We start from the raw sequence: 466 nt of genomic DNA, 5'->3' as shown, positions 1-466 counted from the left end.
TTCAATCTGAACAATCTCTACATGACGCTGATGATGGTCGCGCCAATGGCTGTCCTCATGCTGGTTCTGATGCGCGAGATGTATCCGAACAATCGGCTCAACCTGGCCATTGGGCTGGCCTCGGTGATCATCTTCGCGGGCAGCTTCTACGCCATGCGCACCCAGGCGGCGATCGGCGACAAGGAACTCATTCGAGGAATGATCCCCCACCACTCCGGCGCGATCCTGATGTGCGGCAAGGCCAAGCTGAGCGACCCGGAACTGGTCGCGCTGTGCGCAGAGATCGTCGAGGCCCAGAAGCGCGAGATCCGACAGATGCAGGCGATTCAGGATCGGCTTTGACGGCTCTTCCGGCGGGACACGTCCGCCGGTCCCGCCAACTCGCCATTCCCGTTCGAGGTGGCCTCGCTCGCCGCCCCGAGTGTTGTCGTCGGTTTCACGGCGTGAGGTCGGCCAGCGTCGGCCG

The 466-nt window shown here is 62.9% G+C and carries 1 protein-coding gene; it reads left to right on the top strand.

Features of this window, described 5'->3' with window-relative positions; genetic code table 11:
- Window positions 1-342: DUF305 domain-containing protein (locus B2U11_RS13860; RefSeq protein WP_292072543.1), on the top strand; the 342-nt coding region annotated here is incomplete at its 5' end.
- Between the last annotated feature and the right edge of the window lie 124 nt (window positions 343-466).

The organism is Brevundimonas sp. UBA7534, from assembly GCF_002479325.1.
Lineage (GTDB): Bacteria > Pseudomonadota > Alphaproteobacteria > Caulobacterales > Caulobacteraceae > Brevundimonas.
This window is presented reverse-complemented; position numbering and strand designations above follow the sequence as displayed.